Here is a 23,216-nt window from a genome sequence, read left to right on the forward strand (position 1 = left end):
GTTTGGGCGCGGCAATCCGCTGACGTCGCGACTGACGACGGACAAGAATCAGCAGATTGTTGCGCCGGCACGACCAACGGCGGCCGGCACCGGCGCCTTACCCGTCAACGCTGCATCGATTCCCACACTTTCTGCAGCCGCTTGACCGACATCGGCACCGGCGTGCGCAGCTCCTGGGCGAACAGCGCGATGCGCAACTCCTCCAGCATCCAGCGGAATTCCTCCAGCCGCGCGTCCTCGCCGCCCCGGCCCTGGGTGCGGAGCTGTTTTTCCGCCCGCAGCCACTGCTGCACCAGCGGCGCCATCTCCTGCATGCGCTGGCTGTCACGCCCCGGGTCGCCCTTGAGCTTGTCCACGCGCATGGCGATGCCCTTCAGGTAGCGCGGGAAATGGACCAACTGGCTGTACAGATTCTCGTCGATAAAGCGCTTGCCCATCAGCCGGCCGAGCTGGCTTTCCATATCGGCGTAGGCCGCGGGGAACGGCTTGGCCTGCAGCAGCTTGCGCGGCAGGCTGGCGTATTCGGCAAGGATGGCGCCTACCAGCCGCGCGATTTCCTGCGCCAGCAGCGACAGCCGGGTGCGCCCTTCGTCCTTGCGGGCATTGAACTCGGCCTCGTTGCGCGGCAGCGGCGCCTGCAGGCAAGCGCGTTCCAGGGCCAGCATCACGATCTGGTCGCGCAGCATCTCCTGCGTGCCCAGCGTCATGTACTGCATCGCCATCTGCTGCAGGCCCGGGATGTTCTTCTCGATGAACTTGACCTGATCGCGCAGCTGCAGCGCGAACAGCCGGCGCAGTCCCAGGTAGTGGATGCGTGCCGCTTCCTGCGGATCGTCGAAGACTTCCACGTCGCAGTGCGTGCCGCGGTCGACCAGCGCCGGGTAGCCGAACAGGGTCTGGCTGCCCTTGCGGATCTCCAGCAGCTCGGGCAGTTCGCCGAAGCTCCAGCCGGTCAGGTTCTCGTACTTGCCAGGCTCGGCCGCGGCCAGCGGCGCCGCCTGTTCCGGAGACTGGGTGGCGGCCTGTGCCGCGGCTTGCGCCGCGACCCGCTGGAACGACTGCTGTGCCTGCCCGCCCAGCTCGGCACGGAGCTGGGCCAGGTTGCGGCCCATATCGAGCTGGCGGCCGTGCTCGTCGATCACCTTGAAGTTCATCGAATGGTGCGCGGGCAGCGTTTCGAGCTTGAAGTCGGCGCGCTTGACCATAGTGCCGGTCTGTTCGCGGACATCGGCAATCAGCACGTCGAGCAACTCGCCCTCTCCGAGCGGCTGGCGCGCAACAAACCCCGCTGCGTACTCCGGCAGCGGCACGCAGTGGCGGCGCAGCTTCTGCGGCAGCGACTTGAGCAGCAGGTGGACCTTCTCCTTGATCATGCCCGGCACCAGCCAGTCGGCCCGCTCCTGTCGCACCTGGTTGAGCGCGTACAGCGGCACGGTCAGCGTCACGCCGTCGCGGTGGCTGCCTGGCTCGAAGTGGTAAGTCAGGCCCATGTCGACCCCGGCCACGCTCATGGTCTTGGGGAACAGGTCGGTGGTGATGCCGGCCGCCTCGTGCCGCATCAGCTCGTCGCGGTTCAGGTAGAGCAGCTTGCGGTCTCTGCCGCTCTCGGCCTGGTACCACTGCTCGAAGGTCGTCTGCTGGTTGATATCCGCCGGGATCGCGCGATCGTAGAAGGCGTAGATCAGCTCGTCGTCGACCAGCACATCCTGGCGGCGCGACTTGTGCTCCAGGTTCTCGATCTCGCGCACCAGACGCTGGTTGTGGGCGTAGAACGGCAGGCGCGTGTCGAACTCGCCCTCGACCAGCGCGCGGCGGATAAAGAGCTCGCGCGCTTCCTTCGGGTTCATCGGCCCGTAGTGGACGCGGCGATGCTGGTAGACCACCAGGCCGTACAGCGTGGCGCGTTCCAGCGCCAGCACCTGGCCGGCCTTCTTTTCCCAGTGCGGGTCGCTCCAGCTCACCTTGAGCAGGTGGCCGCCGATCTGCTCGAGCCACTCGGGCTCGATGCGCGCGAGCGTGCGTGCGAACAGCCGGCTGGTCTCGACCAGCTCGGCGGCCACGATCCAGCGGCCGACCTTGCGCGCGATCAGCGAGCCCGGCCACAGGTGGAACTTGATGCCGCGCGCGCCCAGGTATTCGCGGCCCTTGCCGTCGCCGTCCTCGATGCGGCAGCCGACGTTGCCGAGCAAACCCGTCAGCAGGGCCTTGTGGACCTGCTCGTAGGTGGGCTCGCTGTCGTTCAGCCGCCAGCCTTGCTCCGTGACCGTGGTCAGCAACTGCGAATGGACATCGCGCCACTCGCGCAGGCGCAGGTGCGACAGGAAGTTAGCCCGGCACTGATCCTGCAGCTGGCGATTGGACTTCTTGTGCGCGACCGCGTCCTCGAACCACTTCCACAGCCTGACCCAGCCCAGGAACTCGGACTTCTCGTCCATGAACTTGCGATGCGCCTGGTCGGCGGCTTCCTGCGCTTCCTGCGGGCGGTCGCGCGGGTCCTGTACCGACAGCGCGCTGGCGATGACCAGCACCTCGCGCAGGCAATGGTGCTCGCGCGCGGCCAGGATCATGCGCGCCACGCGCGGGTCCAGCGGCAGCTTGGCCAGTTGGCGGCCGGTGCCGGTGAGCTGGTTGGCGTCGTCGACCGCGCCCAGTTCCTGCAAGAGCTGGTAGCCGTCGGCGACGGCGCGGCCCAGCGGCGGCTCGATAAACGGGAAGGCCTCGATATCGGTCAGCCGCAGCGCCTTCATGCGCAGGATCACCGCGGCCAGCGACGAGCGCAGGATCTCGGGGTCGGTGAAGCGCGGCCGGCCGGCGAAATCGGTCTCTTCATACAGCCGGACGCACACGCCGTTCGCCACGCGGCCGCAACGGCCGGCGCGCTGGTTGGCGGCAGCCTGCGAGATCGCCTCGACCTGCAGTTGCTCGACCTTGTTGCGGTAGGAGTAGCGCTTGACGCGCGCCAGCCCGGTATCGACCACGTAGCGGATGCCCGGCACCGTCAGCGAGGTTTCGGCAACGTTGGTCGCCAGCACGATGCGACGCGCGTTCGACGGCTTGAACACCCGCTCCTGCTCCTGCACCGACAGCCGCGCGAACAGCGGCAGGATCTCGGTATGCGGCGGATGGTGCTTGCGCAGCGCCTCGGCGGCTTCGCGGATCTCGCGCTCGCCGGGCAGAAATACCAGCACGTCACCGGGGCCCACGCGGCACAGTTCGTCGACGGCATCGACGATGCCATCGTAGAGGTCGCGCTCGCGGGCCTGAGCATTGCGCGGCGCGCCACCGGGGGGCACGTCCTCGGTGATCGGGCGGTAGCGCACTTCCACCGGGTAGAGGCGGCCGCTGACCTCGATCACCGGCGCCGGCTTGCCGTTCGACGCGAAATGCTGGGCAAAGCGCTGCGCATCGATCGTCGCCGAGGTGATGATCACCTTCAGGTCCGGCCGCTTCGGCAGGATCTGGCGCAAATAGCCAATCAGGAAGTCGATGTTCAGGCTGCGCTCGTGCGCCTCGTCGATGATGAGGGTGTCGTACGCGCGCAGCAGCGGGTCGTTCTGGGTTTCGGCCAGCAAAATGCCGTCGGTCATCAGCTTGACCGACGCGCCCGATGACATGGTGTCGTTGAAACGCACCTGGTAGCCCACATGCTCGCCCAGCGGCGTGCCGAGTTCCTGCGCGATGCGCTTGGCCGTCGAGGTGGCAGCGATACGCCGCGGTTGCGTGTGGCCGATCAGTCCCCCGCCCTCGCGACCCGGGCCACGCCCGATCGACAGGCAGATCTTGGGGAGCTGCGTGGTCTTGCCCGAGCCGGTCTCGCCCGACACGATCACCACCTGGTTGGCCAGCAGCGTCGCGGCGATCTCGTCGCGGCGGGCCGAGACCGGCAGGGCCTCGGGGAAGGCGATCGGCGGCAGCGGGTTGGCTGGCCGCGGCGGGCGCGCCTCGCGGGGCCCGCGCGGCGGCCGCTGGCCGGGCTCGCCGGCAGGACGGGCGGCAGCGGGTTCGGGACGGCCGGCGGGTTGTTTTGCCGGGCTCCGGGCCTGGCCTCTGGCCGGCCGGGACTGGACTGGCGACTGGGCTGGGGACGCGGACTGGCCGGCACCGGCGCTCTGGCGCGGCGCGGCGGGCCTGGCGGGCTTGAGGGGCGGCTTGATGGGACGTTGTTCTGACATTGGCCGGGATTATAATCCGCGACATGAACGCCAGAACCGACGCGCCCCAGCCGGCGCCCTCCTCTTCCGCGCCGGGGGAGCCGCCCGCCACGGCCGAACTGCCCCCGCCCGCCCCGGCCTCCCCTGTGCCCGCCACCGCGCCGGTGGTCGCCAGCGCCGACGCCATCGACCGCAGCGGCCCCGACCACCAGCAGTTCGTCGACTGGCTGCGCATGGTGGCGCCGTATATTCACGCCTTCCGCGGCAAGACCTTCGTGATTGCCTTTGCTGGCGAGCTGGTCAAGTCGGGCGTGCTCAACGCGCTGGTCAACGACGTCGCACTGCTACACGCGATGGGCATGCAGATCGTGCTGGTGCACGGCTCGCGCCCACAGGTTGAGGAACAGCTGGCGCTGCGCCAGGTTGAGTCGCAATTTGTCGACGGCGTGCGCATCACCGACAACGCGGCGCTCGAATGCGCCAAGGAAGCCGCCGGCGAGCTGCGCCTGGATATCGAGGCCGCCTTCAGCCAGGGCCTGCCCAATACACCGATGGCCGGCGCCCAGCTCTCGGTGATTTCCGGCAACTTCGTCACCGCGCGCCCGGTCGGCATCGTCAACGGCACGGACTACCAGCACACCGGCCTGGTGCGCAAGATCGACGCCGAGTCTGTGCGCATGTCGCTGTCGCACGGCAAGGTGGTGCTGCTGTCGCCACTGGGCTTCTCGCCTACCGGTCAGGCCTTCAACCTGTCGATGGAAGACGTGGCCAGCGCCACCGCCACGGCACTGAAGGCCGACAAGCTGATCTTTATCACCGAGGTGCCGGGCGTGCCCGACCCGGTCGGCAAGCTGATGCAGGAAATGTCGCTGCGTACCGCGGTCGAGCGCCTGCAGAACAACCACTTGCCGCGGGACGTCGCCAACTACCTGCAGCACCTGGTCAAGGCGCTCAAGGGCGGTGTGCCGCGCGCGCACCTGATCCCCTACTCGCTCGACGGCTCGGTGCTGCTGGAGCTGTTCCTGCACGACGGCGTCGGCACCATGCTGTCCGACACCGACCTGGAAAGCCTGCGCGAAGCCACGCTCGACGACGTCGGCGGCATCGTGCAGCTGATCGAGCCGCTGGAGCTGGACGGCACGCTGGTGCCGCGCGGACGCCACCTGATCGAGCGCGATATCGGCAACTTCTCGGTGATCGAGCACGACGGCGTGCTGTTCGGATGCGCCGCGCTGTACGACTACCCGCGCGAGAACATGGGCGAGATGGCGTGCCTGACGGTCTCGCAGGAAGCCCAGGGCACCGGCGACGGCGAGCGCCTGCTCAAGCGCATCGAGCGCCGCGCCCGCGCGCTCGGCCTGGACAAGCTGTTCGTGCTCACCACCCGCACCGAGCACTGGTTCCTCAAGCGCGGCTTCGTGCACGCTACCGTCGACGACCTGCCCGAGGACAAGCGCAAGCTCTACAACTGGCAGCGCAAGTCCATGGTGCTGATGAAAAAGCTGTAACGCCGTAGGGGCAATCTGCGCCTAGTCGCGACCGGTCGCCCCGCTTGGCTACAATAGCGCCAGCGCCTCAGCAAAGTCTAACGAACGTACAAGGAGTCCCCATGGCCCGCACGGTCCATTGCATCAAGCTGAACAAGGAAGCCGAAGGCCTCGACTTCCCGCCGCTGCCCGGCGAACTGGGCAAGAAGATCTGGCAAAGCGTGTCGAAGGAAGCCTGGGCCGGCTGGCTCAAGCACCAGACCATGCTGATCAACGAAAACCGCCTGAACATGGCCGATGCGCGCGCGCGCCAGTACCTGCTCAAGCAGACCGAGAAGTACTTTTTCGGCGAAGGCGCCGACCAGGCGCAAGGCTACGTGCCGCCGCAGTCCTGATCCGGACCGCCATCCAAGACAAAGGGGTGCCTCAGGCACCCCTTTTTTTTTGCTGTGTAGCGGACGACTGCGCTCAGTAGTCCGTACGCTGCACGCCGTCGCCGGTGCCCAGCAGCAGCACATCCGCGCCACGCAGCGCGAACAGGCCCACCGTGACCACGCCCGGCACCTGGTTGATGGCCGACTCCAGGCCGCGCGGGTCGTCGATCTTCAGCCCGGCCACATCCAGGATCACATTGCCGTTGTCGGTCTTGTAGATGCCGCCTTCCTTGGTCATGCGCAGGCGCGGCTGGCCGCCCAGGGCCTGCAGTTTGCGCGCGACCGCGGCACGTGCCATCGGAATCACCTCGACCGGCAGCGGGAACGTGCCCATGGTCTGGACCAACTTGCTGCCGTCGGCGATGCAGACGAAGCGCTTTGCCACCGAGGCCACGATCTTTTCGCGCGTGAGCGCGCCGCCGCCGCCCTTGATCATGGCGCCGCTGGCGTCGATCTCGTCGGCGCCATCGACGTACACGGGAATCTCATCGACCTCATTCAGGTCCAGCACCTTGAAGCCGTGCTGCTGCAGGCGGCGCGTGGAGGCCTCGGAACTCGACACCGCACCTGCGAAACGCTCCTTGAACGCCGCCACGGCGTCAATGAAGAGGTTGGCGGTGGAGCCGGTGCCCACGCCGAGCACGGCGCCTTCGGGAACTTCCTGCTTCACGTAGTCGGCGGCGGCTTGCGCCACCAGCGCCTTGAGTTCATCCTGAGTCATGACAACAGCCAGATTGCGTTGGGGAGAAGACGCGTAGTGTAGCGGATTGCGGCGGCATGGCTCGCGGGCGACGGTACAATGGACCAGACCCGGGCAGCCTGTAGCCCCTCGGATGCCCGCAGACGATTCAGCCCACGACATAGCGACCATGAACCAGCTCGAACAACTCAAGCAGTTCACCACGGTGGTGGCCGATACCGGCGACTTCCAGCTGATGAAGCAGTACACCCCGCAGGATGCGACCACCAATCCATCGCTGATCCTGAAGGCGGTGCAGAAACCCGAATACCGGCACCTGCTGGAACAGGCCGTGCGGGACCACCACGGCAACGGCGGTGTGGATGCGGTGATGGACGAAGTGCTGATGACCTTCGGCTGCGAGATCCTGGCGATCGTGCCGGGCCGCGTGTCGACCGAGGTCGATGCGCGCCTGTCGTTCAACACCGAGGCCACCGTGGCCAAGGCGCGCCACCTGATCCAGCTCTACGAGCAGCGTGGCATCGCACGCGAGCGCGTGCTGATCAAGATCGCCTCCACCTGGGAAGGCATCCGCGCGGCGGAGATCCTGCAGCGCGACGGCATCCGCTGCAATATGACGCTGCTGTTCTCGCTGGTGCAGGCGGTGGCCTGCGCCGAGGCCGGCGCGCAGCTGATCTCGCCCTTCGTCGGGCGCATCTTCGACTGGTACAAGAAGCAGGCGGGCGAGCAGTGGGACCCGGTCGCCAACGGCGGCGACAACGACCCGGGCGTGCGCTCGGTGCGCCAGATCTACGACTACTACAAGAGGTTCGGCTACCCGACCGAGGTGATGGGCGCCAGCTTCCGCAGCACCGCGCAGATCCTGTCGCTGGCCGGCTGCGACCTGCTGACCATCAGCCCCGAGTTGCTCGAGCAACTGGCCGCCGGCCAGGGCCCGGTCGAGCGCAAGCTCTCCGTGGACCAGGCGCAGGCCGCCAATATCGCCCGCATCGCGGCCGACGAGCCGTCCTTCCGCTGGCAGCTCAATGAAGATGCGATGGCCACCGAGAAGCTGGCCGAAGGCATCCGCCTGTTCGCGGCGGATGCGGTCAAGCTGGAAAAGCTGATCGGGGAGATCGCGAAGTAAGAGGTGTCCGGGCGGCAACGCCCGGACGCAGGCTCAGCCGGCCGAGGGTGCCGGTTGCGGCCACAGCAGCGGCAGGCATTCCCCTGCCGCCGCAGACAGCACGATATCCGCGGTCTGGTCCAGCACCGACGGCTGCGGATTCACCACGATCACCGGCGCGCCATGCTCGCTGGCCACGCCGGGAAACCCCGCCGCCGGATACACCAGCCCCGAGGTGCCGACCACCAGGCACAGGTCGCAGGTCTGCGCCGCATGCTCGGCGCGGTAGCGCGCCACGCGCGGCAAATCCTCGCCAAACCACACCACGCCCGGACGCATCAGCGCGCCGCACAGGTTGCAGCGTGGCGGCTTGCCGGGCAGCGCGGTGGCCTCGTTGCAGCGCCCGCAACCGTCCAGCCATTTGTTGGCGAACAGATTGCCGTGCAGCTCGATCACGTGATCGCTGCCGGCGCGCTGGTGCAGGCCGTCGACGTTCTGCGTGATCAGCGTGATCGATTTCTGCGCGGCCAGCGCCACCAGCGCGTGGTGCGCCGGATTGGGCTGCACGGCCGCGACCAGTTCGCGCCGGTGCAGGTACCACTCCCACACCAGCGCGGACTGGCGGCGGTAGGCGTCTTCGCTGGCGAGCTCTTCGGGATCGAACTGTTCCCACAGCCCGGTCATGGCGTCGCGGAAGGTCGGCACGCCGGACTCGGCCGAAATTCCGGCACCGGTCAGCACGAAGATGTTCTTCGCGCCCGCGATCAGCCGGCGCGCTTCCTCAAGTCCTGGCACAGCGGAGTGGTCGGAATCGCCTGCCATCGGCTCAGCGCGGCAGACGCCGCTGGCGTACCGCCTCGTACAGGCACACACCGCTGGCCACCGAGACGTTGAGGCTTTCCACGCCACCCGCCATCGGAATGCCGACCAGCTCGTCGCAGGTCTCGCGCGTCAGGCGGCGCATGCCCTCGCCTTCGGCCCCCATCACGATCGCGGTCGGGCCCTTGAAGTCGATCTCGTACAGTGACTTCTCGGTATCGTCGGCGGTACCGATCACCCAGATGCCGCGTTCCTGCAGTTCGCGCAGCGTGCGCGCGAGGTTGGTGACGGTGATGTAGGGCACGGTCTCGGCCGCGCCGCTGGCGACCTTGGCCACGGTGGCATTGAGGCCGACGCTGCGGTCCTTGGGTGCGATCACCGCGTGCGCGCCGGCGCCATCGGCCACGCGCAGGCAGGCGCCCAGGTTGTGCGGATCGGTGACGCCATCGAGCACCAGCAGCAGCGGCGTGCCCTCGATGCCGTCGAGCAGTTCATCCAGGTTCAGCGCCAGCGCCACGTCTTCGGCGCGCGCCACCACGCCCTGGTGGCGGTCGGTGCCGGCCATGCCGCGCAGGCGCTCGGCATCGACGGGATGCAGGCGCACGCCCAGGCTCTCGGCCAGGCGGACGAAGTCCTGCATGCGCCGGTCGCGGCGGGCGGATTCGATATAGACGTCGGATACGCCCTTTGCGTCCTGGCGCAGGCGTGCGGTCACGGCGTGAAAGCCGATCAGGAGTTTGTTTTTAGCCATGGGCGCGATTGTACTCGCCCCGGCCCGCACCGCCGCGCAAGGCACGGCGGCGGGGTGGCGGCGGCCATTGCGGCCGCCGCAGGCTTCAGCGCTTGCGCGGGGTGCGCAGGCTCTTGGCGGGCGCCTTGCCCGCCGGCTTGGCCGTGCGCGACTTGGAGGCCGGCTTGTGCGGCTTTTCCAGGTGCGAGGGCTTGGGCTTGGCCGCGCGCTTGGCCGGCTTGCCACCGGTCTTGACGTGCGGCCTGAGCGGCGTGATCACGGCCTCGAATACCGGCTGCTCCTCGATCACGCGGTCCAGCGTCTCGTCGAACGATTCCTCAGGCTTGGACGAGCCACCCAGCAGCGCCGCCAGCTGGCGGCCCTTCTTGCGCGCCGGCACCGCATGGGCGGCGGGCACGCGCGGCTGGGTCTCAGTGCCGGGCACGCGGGCACGCAGGGTTTTGGCCGACGGTTCCTGCACCAGGCGGAAATCGATCTTGCGTGCATCCAGGTCCACACGCGAGACCTGCACGCGCACGCGGTCGGTCAACCGGTAGCGGATGCCGGTGCGCTCGCCGCGCAGCTCGTTGCGGGCCTCGTCGTACTGGAAGTAGTCGCTGCCCAGTTCGGTCACGTGGACCAGGCCTTCCACGTACAACTCGTCGAGTTGCACGAAGATGCCGAACGAAGTCACGGCGCTGACCGTGCCGGCGAAGTCGCTGCCGAGCTTGTCGCGCATGAAGTAGCACTTGAGCCAGGCCTCGACATCGCGCGAGGCCTCGTCGGCACGGCGCTCGTTGGCCGAGCAGTGCAGGCCGAGTTCGTCCCAGATCGCTTCGTTGCGCTTGGCGCGCGCCGCCGTCAGTTCGGCCTTCTGCTCTGCGTCCCTGGCCTGCAGCTTGCGCGCCTTGGGCGAGATCGCCGTATTCAGTTCGGTGCCGTGGGCGAAGGCCGGCTGGTACTTGGTATGCGCCAGCACCGCCTTGATCGCGCGGTGCACCAGCAGGTCCGGATAGCGGCGGATCGGGCTGGTGAAGTGCGCATAGGCTTCATATGACAGGCCGAAGTGGCCGATATTGTCCGGGCTGTACACCGCCTGCTGCATCGAGCGCAGCAGCATGGTCTGCAGCATCGGCGCGTCGGGGCGGGACTTGATCTTGTCCATCACCTCGGCATAGTCCGACGCCTGCGGCTTGTCGCCGCCGCCGAGCGACAGGCCGGCGGTGCGCAGGAACTCGCGCAGATTCTTCAGCTTTTCTTCACTGGGGCCGGCGTGGATGCGGTACAGCGCCGGGTGCTTGAAGCGTTCGAGGAAGTCGGCCGCGCACACGTTGGCGGTCAGCATGCATTCCTCGATCAGCCGGTGCGCGTCGTTGCGCGTGCGCGGCAGGATCTGCTCGATCTTGCCCTGCGCGTTGCAGACGATATAGGTCTCGGTGGTATCGAAGTCGATCGCGCCGCGCGCGCGCCGCGCCTTGAGCAGGACCTGGAACAGCTCGTACAGGTTCTGCAGGTGCGGTACCAGTTCGCTGCGCTTGTGCGCCTCGGGACCCTTGGTATTGGACAAGACCGACCAGACCTCGTTGTAGGTCAGGCGCGCGGTCGAGTGCATCACGGCCGGGTAGAACTGGTAGCCCTTGACTTCGCCCTTGGCGGTGATCACCGCATCGCACACCATGCACAGCCGGTCCACGGTTGGGTTGAGCGAGCACAGGCCGTTGGACAGCTTCTCCGGCAGCATCGGAATCACCCGCCGCGGGAAGTAGACCGAGGTGGCACGATCCAGCGCATCGGCATCCAGCGGCGTCCCGGGGCGCACGTAGTGCGACACGTCGGCGATCGCCACGATCAGGCGCCAGCCCTTGGCGCGGCCGATCCTGACCGGCTCGCAGTAGACCGCGTCATCGAAGTCGCGCGCGTCTTCGCCGTCGATGGTCACCAGCGGGATATCGCGCAGGTCGATGCGGTGGTCCAGGTCGGCCTGGCGCACCTCGTCGGGCAGCGCGGCGGCTTCCTGGGCGGCTGCGGGCGAGAACGCATGCGGCACGCCGTACTTGCGCACCGCGATCTCAATCTCCATGCCGGGATCGTCGATCTCGCCCAGCACTTCCACCACGCGGCCCACCGGCTGCACATAGCGGTCGGGATACTCGATCAGCTCGACGCTGACCACCTGCCCCACGCGCGCCTTGCCCTGCGCCTTGGGCGGGATCAGGATGTCCTGGCTGATGCGCTTGTCCTCGGGCGCCACCACCAGCACGCCGCCCTCGCTGAGCAGGCGGCCGATGACGAACCGGTTGGCGCGCTCGATGATCTCGACGATCTGCCCTTCGGGCCGGCCGCGGCGGTCGTAGCCCACCACGCGCACCTGCGCGCGGTCGTTGTGCATGGCCTTCTGCAGTTCGCGCTCGGGCAGGAAGATATCGTCCTCGCCGTCGTCGCGGATCAGGAAGCCAAAGCCGTCGCGGTGGCCCTGCACCCGGCCGGTGACGAAGTTGGGCTGGTGGGCCAGCTCATAGCGGCCCTTGCGGTTCAGTTCGATCTGACCATCGCGTTCCATCGCCGCCAGGCGCTTCTGGAAGCCGTCATGCTCCTTGCGCGTGACCGCGAGCGACTTGGCGATATCGCCGGCAGACAGAGGGGATCCCGAGGTTCTCAGCACGCCCAGGATTTCTTCCCGGCTGGGGATCGGATAGCTGTTCTGATTCAATTTTTTCTGGAAACTATTTGACAAAATTCTCGCACTCTCTATAATGAGCGCTTCGGTTGTTTCGACACCTGCCCAGGTGGCGGAATTGGTAGACGCACTAGGTTCAGGTCCTAGCGGTGGCAACACTGTGGAGGTTCGAGTCCTCTCCTGGGCACCAGATCACCGGAAAACCCGCAGCGCTTTCAAGCCCTGCGGGTTTTTTGTTTTTGACGCTTGGTTCGCGTACCAGATCCGGCAACTTGCACTCCTTGCTTGGCGGCACTACGTGCCGCGGTGTCATACCTGTGAGCGTACGGGGTTTTTCCCGTCCGCGAAACCGCGCACCGTACCCCGCGCGGCAGCCGAACCACAACGGAACGGCAATGTCGAGGAGTGTAACAGCTTCAGTGGCGATTCCGGCATTCCGGCGGCCACTTGCAGCCACTTGCCGCCATATTGGTACATCGCTGCAGCGCTGCTTTCCCCCCCCAATTCACCTCCCCGCCTCCTCCTCTTTAACGTCTCGCCATCCGATACCCTTGACAGCCACATTCATGTGTAACTACCATGGTTGCATATTGTTCCTGACATCCTGGGCAAACAAGCATTGAGCACAAGCAGCCGGTTCGCCGTGGCGGTCCATATCCTCACCCTGCTCGCCAGTTCGGCGGAGCCGATGCCGTCGTCGCTGATCGCCGGTAGCGTCGGCACCAACCCGGCGCTGATCCGCCGGCTGGTCGGCCAGCTGGCTGAAGCGGGACTGGTGACCACCACCATGGGCAGCACCGGCGGCGCCACGCTGGCCCGCCCGGCGGCGTCGATCACGCTGCTGGACGTGTTCCGCGTGGTGGAGACCACCGCGCTGATCACGCTGCACCAGAGCGCACCCAATCCGGCGTGCGCGGTGGGCCGCGAGATCACCGGCGCGTTGCGCAAGGTCGCGGACCACGCGCAGGCAGCCATGGACGATGCTCTCGCCGGCATCACGATTGCAAGCATGCTCGCCGATGTCGAAGGGGCCACCCAGCGCCGCAAGCGCTGATTTTTTTTACCTCGATATGTAACCAGATTGGTTTCACATCGAGTATCTCAAGACCTTGCTGAGGTCAGCAACCGAGTAAAAAAGGAGTGAGCATGAAGATCGCAATCATCGGCGCCACCGGCCGCGTCGGCACGCGCCTGATCGACGAAGCGCTGCGCCGCGGCCATCAGGTGACCGCCCTTTCGCGCCAGGCCAGCAGCCTACCGGCGCGCGACGGCCTCGCCACCAGGGACGTGAATGCTACCGACACCGCCGCGCTGGCAGCGGCCCTGTCGGGCCACGATGTCGTCATCAGCACGGCGCGCTTCGCGCAGCTGAACGCACCGCAAGTCACCTCCGCCCTGCGCCAGGCCGGCATGCCACGCCTGCTGGTCGTCGGCGGCGCCGGCAGCCTTTACGTCGCCCCGGGCGTGCAACTGGTCGACACCCCGACCTTCCCTGACGCCTACAAGGCCGAGGCCCTCGCCGGTCGCGACTTCCTCAATACGTTGCGCGGTGAACAACAGATCGACTGGACTTTCCTGTCGCCGTCGGCACTGTTCGAGCCGGGCGAGCGCACCGGCAAATTCCGTATCGGCCAGGAAAACCTGCTGAGCGACGCAGCAGGCAAGAGCTGGATCTCGATGGAAGACTACGCCATCGCGATGCTCGATGAGATCGAGAAGCCGGCGCATTCGCGCCAGCGTTTCACGGTCGGCTACTGAAGCCCACCGCGCCGTGCCCGGCGATGCCATCATCGCGGGCACGGCATGCCAACAGACCGCGGCGTTCAGTCGCGCGTGCCGTCGTCCAGCAGGCTGGCGCGCTTGCCGCGCTTGAGCCAGGCCGCCAGGTTGTGCGGGCGCAGCGTGTCGTACTCTTCGAACGGCTGGTGGATCCAGGGGTTCGACTCCAGGAAGGTCACGTGGTAGTCCGGCTCGATCTTGGAGCACGCCTTGTACCACAGCACCGCCGAGCGCACCTCGGTCACCGCCGGGTAGCGTTCCTTCAGGTGGCGGCCCACGCGCTCGAGCGTGATGCCCGAATCGACCAGGTCGTCGACCAGCAGGATCTTGCCGGTCAACTCGCCGCGGGTCATGGTGATGTACTGCGCGATATCCAGGTCGCCCTGCTGCGTGCCGGCTGCCTCGCGATAGCTGCTGGTGGCCAGGATGGCCAGCGGCACGTCGAAGATGCGCGACATCTGGTCGCCCACGCGCAGCCCCCCGCGCGCCAGGCACAGGATCTTGTCGAACTTCCAGCCCGACTCATGCACGTTCAGCGACAGGCGTGCGATCAGGCGATGGTATTCGTCCCAGGAAACCCACAGGTTCTCGTCATCGTTCGTAGGCAGGTTCATCGCTTTACTCTTTGTATCTTCGTGGTCCGGTTGACCGATATGGCTCGGCCCGCTTGCGCGGGCCGATTGTCTGTAGCGGGCCGCGGCGCTCATTGCGCCGTGGCCTTGCGTAGCGTAGTGCCGGGTCAGGCCTTGTAAGGGTGACGCAACAGGATGGTCTCGTCGCGGTCCGGGCCGGTCGAGATCATGTCGATCGGGATGCCGACCACTTCTTCCACGCGCTTCAGGTAGACGCGGGCCGCCTCAGGCAGCGCGTCCCATGCCTTCACGCCGAAGGTCGATTCGTTCCAGCCGGGGTATTCCTCATACACCGGCTCGCAGCGCGCCACGGCATCCGAGCCGCGCGGCAGGATGTCGACGGTCTTGCCGTCCAGCGCGTAGCCGACGCACAGCTTGATGGTTTCCAGGCCGTCGAGCACGTCCAGCTTGGTCATGCACAGGCCCGATACGCCGTTGATCTGCACCGAACGCTTGAGCGCGGCGGCATCGAGCCAGCCGGTACGGCGCGGACGGCCTGTCACCGAGCCGAATTCCTTGCCGACGTTGGCCAGGCGCACGCCCACCGGATCCTGGCGCGTGGGGTTGTCGTTGTCGTACAGCTCGCTCGGGAACGGACCCGAACCCACGCGCGTGCAATACGCCTTGGTGATGCCCAGGATGTAGTTCAGGCGGCCCGGACCGACGCCAGCGCCCGCGGCGGCCGCACCGGCCACGCAGTTGCTCGAGGTCACGTACGGATAGGTGCCGTGATCCACGTCCAGCAGCGTGCCTTGCGCGCCTTCGAACATCAGGTTGCCGCCGGCGGCGTTGACCGCGTACAGCTCGGCCGAGACGTCGGCCACCATCGGCGCAAGGCGCGGCGCGAAGGCCAGCGCATCGTCCAGGGTCTGCTGGAAGTCCACCGCTTCGGCGCCCAGGTACTGGGTCAGCATGAAGTTGTGGAGATCGAGGTTTTCGCGCAGGCGCTCGGCGAACTGCTTGGGATCGAACAGGTCCTGCACGCGCAGCGCGCGGCGGGCGACCTTGTCCTCATAGGCCGGGCCGATGCCGCGGCCGGTGGTGCCGATCTTGGCCGCGCCGCGGCGGGCTTCGCGCGCCTTGTCGATGGCGACGTGGTACGGCAGGATCAGCGTTGCCGCTTCCGAGATGCGCAGGCGGCTCTGCACCTGCAGCCCGGCGGCTTCGAGTTCTTCGATTTCACGGAACAGCGCTTCGGGCGACAGCACCACACCGTTGCCGATGTAGCAGATCGTGCCGTCGCGCATGATGCCCGAGGGGATCAGGCGCAGAATGGTCTTCTTGCCGCCGATGATCAGGGTGTGGCCGGCGTTGTGGCCGCCCTGGAACCGCACCACGCCCTTTGCCTGGTCGGTAAGCCAATCGACGATTTTTCCTTTGCCTTCGTCACCCCACTGGGTGCCGATCACGACGACATTGCGTCCCTGGCCTACTGCGGATGCGGACATATTGCTTTGGTCAATAGGTTAAAAACGTATTCTACTCTTGTTGCCGGGCGATTCCCGATTTTTGGGCCGCCCTGGCGTCGGTGCGTCAGCGCGGCACCACGGCCCAGCCGTCGTCCTGGCGTACCAGTTGCCGGTCGCAGTTGAACTCGTCCAGCTCGTGGGTATGGCCGGGCAGCGACTGGATCACGATCTCGCCCGCGGCACGGAGCGTGGAAATGGCGGCACGCAGTGCTGGATCCGCATCCCAGGGCGCGAAAATCGCCTGCGCGCGCACTTCCACGGGCGACAAGGCCGCCACTTCGCGCAGATCCAGCGAAAACCCGGTCGCAGGCCGTGCACGGCCGAAGGCCTCGCCCACCTTGTCATAACGCCCGCCGCGCGCCACATAGTTGGGCAGGCCCGCCACGTAGGCCGCGAACATCACGCCGCTGTGATAGTGGTAGCCGCGCAAATCCGACAGATCGATATTGACGCTGGCGCCGCGCACCTGTATCGCCAGCGCGGCCAGCTCGTCCAGCGCGCGGCCGATCGCGGGGCTGGCCGGCAGCGTTGCGCGGGCGCGGTCCAGCACGTCCACGCCACCATACAGCGTCGGCAGCGCCAGCAGCGCATCGCGCTCGGTCTGCGGCAGGCCCACGGTCAGCTCGCGCAGCCCCGGCACATCCTTGGTTTCCAGCGCGGCAAAGAGCGCGTCCTCGATCTTGCGGATCGACGGCAGCCCGGCCAGCAGTGCTTCCAGGATGCCGGCGTGGCAAAGATCGATGCGGATCTCCGACAGCCCGGCCGCGTGCAGCGCCGCCAGCATCAGCTCCTGGATCTCGACGTCGGCCTCGAGGCCGGCATGGCCGTAGATCTCGGCGCCGATCTGGATCGGCTCGCGCGTGGCATGGAAGCCCGCCGGGCGCGCGTGCAGCACGTTGCCGGCGTAGCACAGGCGGGTCACGCCGGGGCGATTCAGCAGGTGGGCATCGATGCGTGCGACCTGCGGCGTGATATCGGCGCGCAGACCCATGGTGCGGCCCGAGAGCTGGTCGACCAGCTTGAGCGTACGCAAGTCCAGGTCATGGCCGGTGCCGGTCAGCAGCGACTCCAGGTATTCCAGCATCGGCGGCATCACCAGCTCATAGCCGTAGGTGCGGAACAGGTCCAGCATGCGGCGGCGCAGTTCTTCGATCTTGCGCGCTTCCGACGGCAGCACGTCGGCAATGTTTTCTGGCAACAGCCAATGGTTGGACATGGTGAATCTCTTCTCGGTCATTCGGTTGTCCCGCGGGCGCAGCGCCCTTCGGGTGCCGGGCCTCGCCCGGGATCATTGTTGCCGCGGTCGTTGCGATCGTTGCGCCCTCCGCGCGACCGCGCCATCACTCCGCGGCGATGGTTCCATGAGGGCCCCAGCCGGACAAAACCCCGGCAAGCCGGGGTTTCGTCTTTTCGCCACACGGACCAGCGAGTGCGCTAGCGCTTGGCTCCGGACCCACCGGCGGCGCCCGCCGCGGCGCCGCCGCTGGAACGCATATAGCGGAAGAAGTCGGAGTTGGGCTCCAGCACCAGCACGTCGCGCTTGTCGCGGAAGGTGTTGCGGTAGGCCTCCATGCTGCGCCAGAACTGCGCGAACTGCGGATCGCGGCCGAACGCGTCGGCATAGATCTGCGAAGCCTTGGCATCGCCCTCGCCCTTGATCACCTGCGCATCGCGGTAGGCCTCGGCCAGCACCACTTCGCGCTGGCGGTCGGCATCGGCGCGGATCTTCTCGCCCTCGGCGGCGCCGGTGGAGCGCAGCTCGTTGGCCACGCGCTTGCGCTCGGCTTCCATGCGGCGGTACACCGATTCGCTGATCGCGGGCAGCAGGTCGACGCGCTTGAGGCGCACGTCCAGGATCTCCACGCCCACCGACTTGGCGTATTCGCTCATGGCGTTGCGGATGGCCTGCATCACCTGCTCGCGCTCGCCGGCGACCACGTCGGCCACGGTGCGCTTGCCGAACTCCTCGCGCGCCACGGAGTCGATCCGCTGGGTCATGCGGTCCTGCGCGCCGCGCACGTTGCCGCCGAAGGCGACAAAGAACTTGCGCGGATCGGTGATCCGCCATTTGACGAACCAGTCCACCACCATGCTCTTCTTCTCGGCGGTCAGGAAACGCTCGCTGGCGGCCCCGTCGATGGTCTGCAGGCGGCGGTCCATGAACACCACGTTCTGGAACGGCGGCGGCAGCTTGAAGTGCAGGCCGGGCTCGCGCACCACCTGCTTGATCTCGCCGAAGGCGAACACGACGGCGTACTGGCGCTGGTCGACCACGAACAGCATGGACGAGGCCACGGCCAGCAGGATGAAAAAGCCGATCGTGAAGGAAATCAGTCGGTTCATGACGGTCTCCTCAGCGCGAGTCGCGGTCGCGGTTGCGCAGCGCTTCGCGCGACCGGGTGTCCGGCGAGGCGTCCGGCGCGGGCGCCGGCGTGGCGGCACCCGGCTGGCCCGGCGTTGCCGGCGCGCCCGCCTGGCCCTGCGCCATCAGCTTGTCCAGCGGCAGGTAGAGGAGATTGTTGCCCTGGCGCGCGTCCACCAGCACCTTGGTCGAATTGGTGTAGATCTGCTGCATGGTTTCGAGATAGATGCGGTCGCGCGTCACCTGCGGCGCCTTGGCGTATTCGGTCTGCACCGAGCGGAAGCGTGAGGCATCGCCCTCGGCCTGCGCCACCACGCGCGAGCGGTAGGCTTCGGACTCTTCCTTCAGGCGGGCGGCCGCACCCTTGGCGCGCGGGATGATGTCATTGGCGTAGGCCTGGCCTTCGCTGATGGCGCGCTCGCGGTCCTGGCTGGCCTTGTTGACGTCGTCGAACGCGGCCTGAACCTGCTCGGGCGGCTGCACGCTCTGCACGTTCACGGAAAGCACGCGGATGCCGGTCTTGTACGCCGACAGGATCGCCTGGATCGACTTGGCCAGCCCCTGCGCGATCTCCTCACGGCTCTCGTACAGCACCGCGTCCATCTTGTTGCGGCCGACGATCTCGCGCACCGAAGTCTCGGCGGCCTGCGTCACCAGTTCCTCGTCGCCGCCGCGGTCGGTCTTGTTGAAGAACAGGAATTCGGTGGCATCCTGGATCACGTACTGCACGGTGAAGCGCACGTCGATAATGTTCTCGTCCTGCGTCAGCATTGACGAGTCCTTCAGGTTGCTGTCCTTGATCGACGTGGAGCGACCCACCTCGACCGAACGCACCGCCGACAGGTTGACGATCTCGCCCGACTGGACGGGCCAGGGCAGGCGCCAGTTGATGCCGGGACCGGCGGAATACTTGAACTTGCCGAACTGCAGGATCACCGCGGTCTGGCCTTCCTGCACCATGAAGAAGCCGCTGGCGAGCCAGATGCCGACCACTGCGGCGACGATCACGCCGACGCCCACGCTCGAACTCTTGCCCGGGGTGCGCGGGCCGCCGAAGCCCTGGTTGCCGCCGCCGTTTTCCTTGCGGCCCAGCAGGCCGTTCAGGCGGCGGTTGAAGTCGCGCCACAACTCGTCAAGGTCGGGCGGGCCGCCGTCCTGCTGCGGACGCTGGTTCTGCTGACGGTTGTCGTCGCGGCCATCCTTCTTGTCATCGTCGTCCCCGTTCCGACCCCAGCGCGGATCGTTCAGCGAGAAGATGGCGCGCAGGCGCTGCCAGCCCGCGCGCAGCGCGGGGCGGCTGCCTGGTGTCAGGCTCGAGTCGGCATTCCGGGGAAACTGGGGCATGAAGTGCACGGGTCCGGGGAAGTTTGTAACAGGGGGATTCTAGCAGTCATCTGCGCCACATTTCGCCAATTCGCGCAATCGCAGCGCCAATGGACGGAAAACGGTCAGGGCCTGCGCGATTCCCCCGCGCCTGCTTCGCTGCCATCGCCGCTCTCGCCGGCATGGCCGCTCTGGTCATCGTCATCGTACCCGACGCCCTCCTCGCCCTCCTCGCCCTCCTCGCCTTGGTCCGCATCGCCATACAGCGGGACGTCGGCTAGTCGGAGATCGTAAGGCGGCGGCTCAGATGGCCGGCTCGCCAGCCATTGCGCCACCTCCACCAAGGACTCACGCAGCGCATCGAGGCCGATGCCTTCGCGCGCGCTGAGAAAGACGCGGGTGGGAATACCGTCCTCGTCGCGCTCGATGCGCGGGCCCTGATCCATCAGCTCGGGCGCCGCATCGATCTTGTTCATCACCACGATCTGCGGGATATCCGAGGCATCGATTTCCGCCAGCACGCGGTTGACCTGCTCAATCTGTTCGTGGCGCACCGGGCTCGATGCGTCCACCACATGCAGCAGCAGGTCGGCGTGCACGGTTTCTTCCAGCGTGGCGCGGAACGCCGCCACCAGCTGCGTGGGCAGGTCGCGGATAAAGCCGACCGTGTCGGACAGCACCACGTTGCCCAGCCCGTCCAGGAACAGCCGGCGCGAGGTGGTGTCTAGCGTGGCAAACAGCTGGTCCGCCGCATAGGCGCGCGCCTTGGTCAGCGCGTTGAACAGCGTCGACTTGCCCGCGTTGGTATAGCCCACCAGCGAGATGCTGAGCGTGTCGTTGCGCGCGCGGGCACGCCGCTGCGTGCTGTGCTGGCGCTGCAGCCGCGACAGATCGGACTTGAGGCGCTTGGCGCGCTCGTCCAGCATGCGGCGGTCCAGCTCGAGCTGGCGCTCACCCGGGCCGCCGCGCATACCGATACCGCCCTTCTGCCGCTCCAGGTGGCTCCAGGCGCGGACCAGCCGCGAGGCGCGGTACTGCACCTGCGCCAGTTCCACCTGCACCTTGCCCACATGGCTCTGCGCGCGCTGCCCGAAGATATCCAGGATCAGGCCGGTACGGTCGATCACGTGGCGGTTCAGGAAGCGCTCCAGGTTGCGCTGCTGCGCCGGGCTCAGGGCGTGGTTGAACACGACCACGTCGGCGTCGAGCGCGTCGGCGGCCTCCCTCAGTTCTTCGGCCTTGCCCGAGCCGATGAACAGCGCCGGGTCGGGCCGCGAACGGCGGCCCGTCAGCGTGTGCACCGGCAACGAGCCGGCTGTGGAGGTCAGCAGCGCGAGTTCGCTGAGGCTTTCCTGAAAGTCATGCTTGCCGAAATCGACGCCGACGAGAATGGCGCGCGAGGGTGCGGTGTTGGAAGTGGCTCTGGGATCCAAGGGAGGGCGCGAAGGCGCTGGGGAATACGGGTTCAGGGGAATGTCTTGCGGAGGTCCGGCACTGCCCTGGCCCCTGCCAGGTCAGGCCAACGCGCGAGGCGCAAGGTGATGCCGGAGGTTGCGGCAGCGGCGGCGGCTGAGTGCGCGGCCGCCGGGCCGCGATGCACCGGGCGCAAGGGCAACCCGGTGCCGGGCATCGAAACGGCGCCGCGTGGCGCCCGGTCGATGCCGTCAGTCGGCGGCCGCACGCTGTGGCGGCCGCGAGGCAGTTCAGGCCTCGGCAGAGTCATCCACGCGGAAATTGACCGCGCGCGCCGGAACGACGGTGGAAATCGCATGCTTGTAGACCATCTGCGTCACAGTGTTGCGCAGCAGGACGACGTACTGGTCGAACGATTCGATATTGCCTTGCAGCTTGATGCCATTGACGAGGTAGATGGACACCGGTACGTGCTCTTTGCGCAGCGCATTCAGGAACGGGTCTTGTAGCAGTTGCCCTTTGTTGCTCATGGCACACTCCAAATTTATAGGTTTAGTGATGGATGATGGGGACGGAAGCCCCCGGTTCAAGTCAGTCAGCGCAAAAACGCGCCAGAAAAAAGATCAAAACGGTACCAAGTCGGCGTCAATGCACAGGGAACCCCCTGCTACCGTGAATTTAGCCGCAGTTCCAAACGAACGCAAACGAAAACTTGCCCCGCAAAGGATCCGATTCCGGACTCAATCCTTCGAGTCCGCATACGGATTTTTGTTCGTGCGAAATTCGATGCGAAGGGGTGTGCCCTTGAGCTTGAAGGCCGCACGGAAACGGTTTTCCAGGTAGCGCCGGTAGGTTTCGGCAACGCCTGACAGCGCATTGCCGTGGACCACGATAATGGGGGGATTCGAGCCACCCTGGTGCGCGTAACGCAGCTTGGGCCGCGATGCGCCGACGCGCTTGGGCTGCTGGAATTCGACGGCTTCCTGCAGCACGCGCGTCAGCTGCGGCGTCGGCAGCTTGACCATCGCCGCGGCGTACGCATCGTCGACCGAGCGCAGCAGCGCGCCGATGCCGGTGCGCTCGCGCGCCGACACAAAATGGAAATTCGCAAAATTCAGAAACTGCAGCTTGCGCTCCAGGTCGTGCTTGATGCGGTCGCGGGTATGGCCGTCGAGCCCGTCCCACTTGTTGACGCCGACCACCAGTGCACGCCCGGACTCGACGATAAACCCGGCGATATGCGCGTCCTGGTCAGAAATGTCTTGTTGCGCATCGAGCAGCAGGATCACGACATTGGCGTCGGCGATCGACTGCAGCGTCTTGACCACTGAAAATTTTTCAATCGCCTCGAACACCTTACCGCGCCGGCGCAGGCCCGCAGTATCGATCAGCGTATAGGGCTTGCCGCCGCGCTCGAACTCCACATAGATGGCGTCGCGCGTGGTGCCGGGCATGTCGAACGCGATCACGCGCTCTTCACCGATCAGCGTGTTGACCAGCGTGGATTTCCCCACATTCGGGCGTCCGACGATGGCGATCTTGACGCCCTTGCCGCCATCGGGCACTTCCTCGGCCAGCTCGGGCCGCTCCTGGACCGCCAGCTCCAGCGCTTCATCGACGAGCTCGCTCACGCCGTCGCCATGGGCAGCGGAGATCGCGTACGGATCGCCCATGCCAAGCTCGTAGAAGTCGGCCGCCACCGAGGTGTACTTCATGCCCTCGGCCTTGTTCACCGCCAGCATGATGCGCCGGCCGGTCTTGCGCAGGTAGTCGGCGATGGCGCGGTCCTGCGGCGCCAGGCCCAGGCGGCCGTCGACGATGAAGATCACCACGTCGGCCTCGACCACCGCCTGTTTGGTCTGCTTGGCCATCTCGGCGACGATGCCTTCCTTGACCACCGGCTCGAAGCCGCCGGTATCGATGGCGATGAACGGCCGCTCGCCGATGCGCCCTTCGCCGTAATGGCGGTCGCGCGTCAGGCCCGGCAGGTCGGCGACGAGGGCGTCGCGCGAGCGGGTCATGCGGTTGAATAGCGTCGACTTCCCTACATTGGGGCGGCCGACTAGTGCGATAACTGGTTTCATGCAATAAACGGAAACGGGGGCCGGCACATGCCGCCCCCCGGTAGCTCCGGA

General features: G+C 66.8%; 18 protein-coding genes and 1 tRNA gene. 6 read left to right on the forward strand and 13 right to left on the reverse strand.

What is annotated here, in order from left to right; translation table 11 throughout:
* Positions 1-104 precede the first annotated feature (104 nt).
* Entirely contained in the window at positions 105-4,172 is a 4,068-nt protein-coding gene (gene hrpA / locus K307_RS39250) for an ATP-dependent RNA helicase HrpA (protein WP_042886446.1), read from the reverse strand.
* Positions 4,173-4,195: 23 nt separating this feature from the next.
* Between hrpA and argA the strand changes: the two genes are divergently transcribed.
* Positions 4,196-5,659 (forward strand): amino-acid N-acetyltransferase, encoded by a 1,464-nt coding sequence (gene argA / locus K307_RS39255; RefSeq protein ID WP_042886447.1) that lies wholly within the window; start codon positions 4,196-4,198, stop codon positions 5,657-5,659.
* A gap of 101 nt (positions 5,660-5,760) precedes the next feature.
* Entirely contained in the window at positions 5,761-6,033 is a 273-nt protein-coding gene (locus tag K307_RS39260) for an oxidative damage protection protein (protein ID WP_012353145.1), read from the forward strand.
* Between the two features lie 73 nt (positions 6,034-6,106).
* Here the strand turns inward: K307_RS39260 and rpiA are convergent, their stop codons facing one another.
* Positions 6,107-6,793: a ribose-5-phosphate isomerase RpiA gene (gene rpiA, locus K307_RS39265; RefSeq protein WP_042886448.1), complete on the reverse strand. Its 687-nt coding sequence runs from the start codon at positions 6,791-6,793 to the stop codon at positions 6,107-6,109.
* Between the two features lie 148 nt (positions 6,794-6,941).
* Here rpiA and tal point away from each other — a divergent pair, with 148 nt between their 5' ends.
* Positions 6,942-7,898, forward strand: coding sequence for a transaldolase (gene tal / locus K307_RS39270; protein WP_042886449.1), 957 nt, complete (start codon positions 6,942-6,944; stop codon positions 7,896-7,898).
* A gap of 33 nt (positions 7,899-7,931) precedes the next feature.
* Here tal and K307_RS39275 read toward each other — a convergent pair whose 3' ends face one another.
* From K307_RS39275 to rnr, 3 genes are all read right to left on the reverse strand, one after another.
* Entirely contained in the window at positions 7,932-8,699 is a 768-nt protein-coding gene (locus K307_RS39275) for an SIR2 family NAD-dependent protein deacylase (protein WP_042886450.1), read from the reverse strand.
* Between the two features lie 4 nt (positions 8,700-8,703).
* On the reverse strand, positions 8,704-9,447 hold the full coding sequence (gene rlmB / locus K307_RS39280; protein WP_042886451.1) for a 23S rRNA (guanosine(2251)-2'-O)-methyltransferase RlmB: 744 nt from the start codon (positions 9,445-9,447) through the stop codon (positions 8,704-8,706).
* Positions 9,448-9,532: 85 nt separating this feature from the next.
* Complete coding sequence (gene rnr / locus K307_RS39285; protein ID WP_042886452.1) at positions 9,533-12,136, reverse strand: ribonuclease R; 2,604 nt, start codon at positions 12,134-12,136, stop codon at positions 9,533-9,535.
* A gap of 70 nt (positions 12,137-12,206) precedes the next feature.
* On the opposite strand from rnr, the gene K307_RS39290 reads away from it, so the two are divergent.
* From K307_RS39290 to K307_RS39300, 3 genes are all read left to right on the forward strand, one after another.
* Positions 12,207-12,293 (forward strand) — tRNA-Leu (locus K307_RS39290).
* Between the two features lie 429 nt (positions 12,294-12,722).
* Positions 12,723-13,157 (forward strand): Rrf2 family transcriptional regulator, encoded by a 435-nt coding sequence (locus K307_RS39295; protein WP_042886453.1) that lies wholly within the window; start codon positions 12,723-12,725, stop codon positions 13,155-13,157.
* 92 nt (positions 13,158-13,249) lie between these two features.
* Complete coding sequence (locus K307_RS39300) at positions 13,250-13,861, forward strand: NAD(P)-dependent oxidoreductase (protein WP_042886454.1); 612 nt, start codon at positions 13,250-13,252, stop codon at positions 13,859-13,861.
* Between the two features lie 65 nt (positions 13,862-13,926).
* Here the strand turns inward: K307_RS39300 and K307_RS39305 are convergent, their stop codons facing one another.
* The 8 genes from K307_RS39305 to der form a co-directional block, all read right to left on the reverse strand.
* Positions 13,927-14,496, reverse strand: coding sequence for a phosphoribosyltransferase (locus K307_RS39305; RefSeq protein WP_042886455.1), 570 nt, complete (start codon positions 14,494-14,496; stop codon positions 13,927-13,929).
* A 125-nt stretch (positions 14,497-14,621) separates the two neighbouring features.
* Entirely contained in the window at positions 14,622-15,962 is a 1,341-nt protein-coding gene (locus K307_RS39310; RefSeq protein ID WP_042886456.1) for an adenylosuccinate synthase, read from the reverse strand.
* A gap of 85 nt (positions 15,963-16,047) precedes the next feature.
* The gene (locus K307_RS39315; RefSeq protein WP_042888026.1) at positions 16,048-17,199 is read right to left on the reverse strand and encodes an ATP phosphoribosyltransferase regulatory subunit; all 1,152 of its coding nucleotides are present in this window, start codon (positions 17,197-17,199) and stop codon (positions 16,048-16,050) included.
* A 218-nt stretch (positions 17,200-17,417) separates the two neighbouring features.
* Positions 17,418-18,326, reverse strand: coding sequence for a protease modulator HflC (hflC, locus tag K307_RS39320; protein ID WP_042886457.1), 909 nt, complete (start codon positions 18,324-18,326; stop codon positions 17,418-17,420).
* Positions 18,327-18,336: 10 nt separating this feature from the next.
* Positions 18,337-19,689, reverse strand: a complete 1,353-nt coding sequence (hflK, locus tag K307_RS39325) for an FtsH protease activity modulator HflK (protein WP_042886458.1) — start codon at positions 19,687-19,689, stop codon at positions 18,337-18,339.
* Positions 19,690-19,793: 104 nt separating this feature from the next.
* Complete coding sequence (gene hflX, locus K307_RS39330; RefSeq protein WP_051975394.1) at positions 19,794-21,101, reverse strand: GTPase HflX; 1,308 nt, start codon at positions 21,099-21,101, stop codon at positions 19,794-19,796.
* Positions 21,102-21,371: 270 nt separating this feature from the next.
* The gene (hfq, locus tag K307_RS39335; RefSeq protein ID WP_012353158.1) at positions 21,372-21,611 is read right to left on the reverse strand and encodes an RNA chaperone Hfq; all 240 of its coding nucleotides are present in this window, start codon (positions 21,609-21,611) and stop codon (positions 21,372-21,374) included.
* A gap of 210 nt (positions 21,612-21,821) precedes the next feature.
* A complete protein-coding gene (der, locus tag K307_RS39340) occupies positions 21,822-23,165 on the reverse strand; it encodes a ribosome biogenesis GTPase Der (RefSeq protein WP_042886459.1) in 1,344 nt (447 codons plus the stop codon).
* Between the last annotated feature and the right edge of the window lie 51 nt (positions 23,166-23,216).

The sequence above is a fragment of the Cupriavidus necator A5-1 genome (genome assembly GCF_000744095.1).
Classification (GTDB): Bacteria; Pseudomonadota; Gammaproteobacteria; order Burkholderiales; family Burkholderiaceae; genus Cupriavidus; species Cupriavidus necator_A.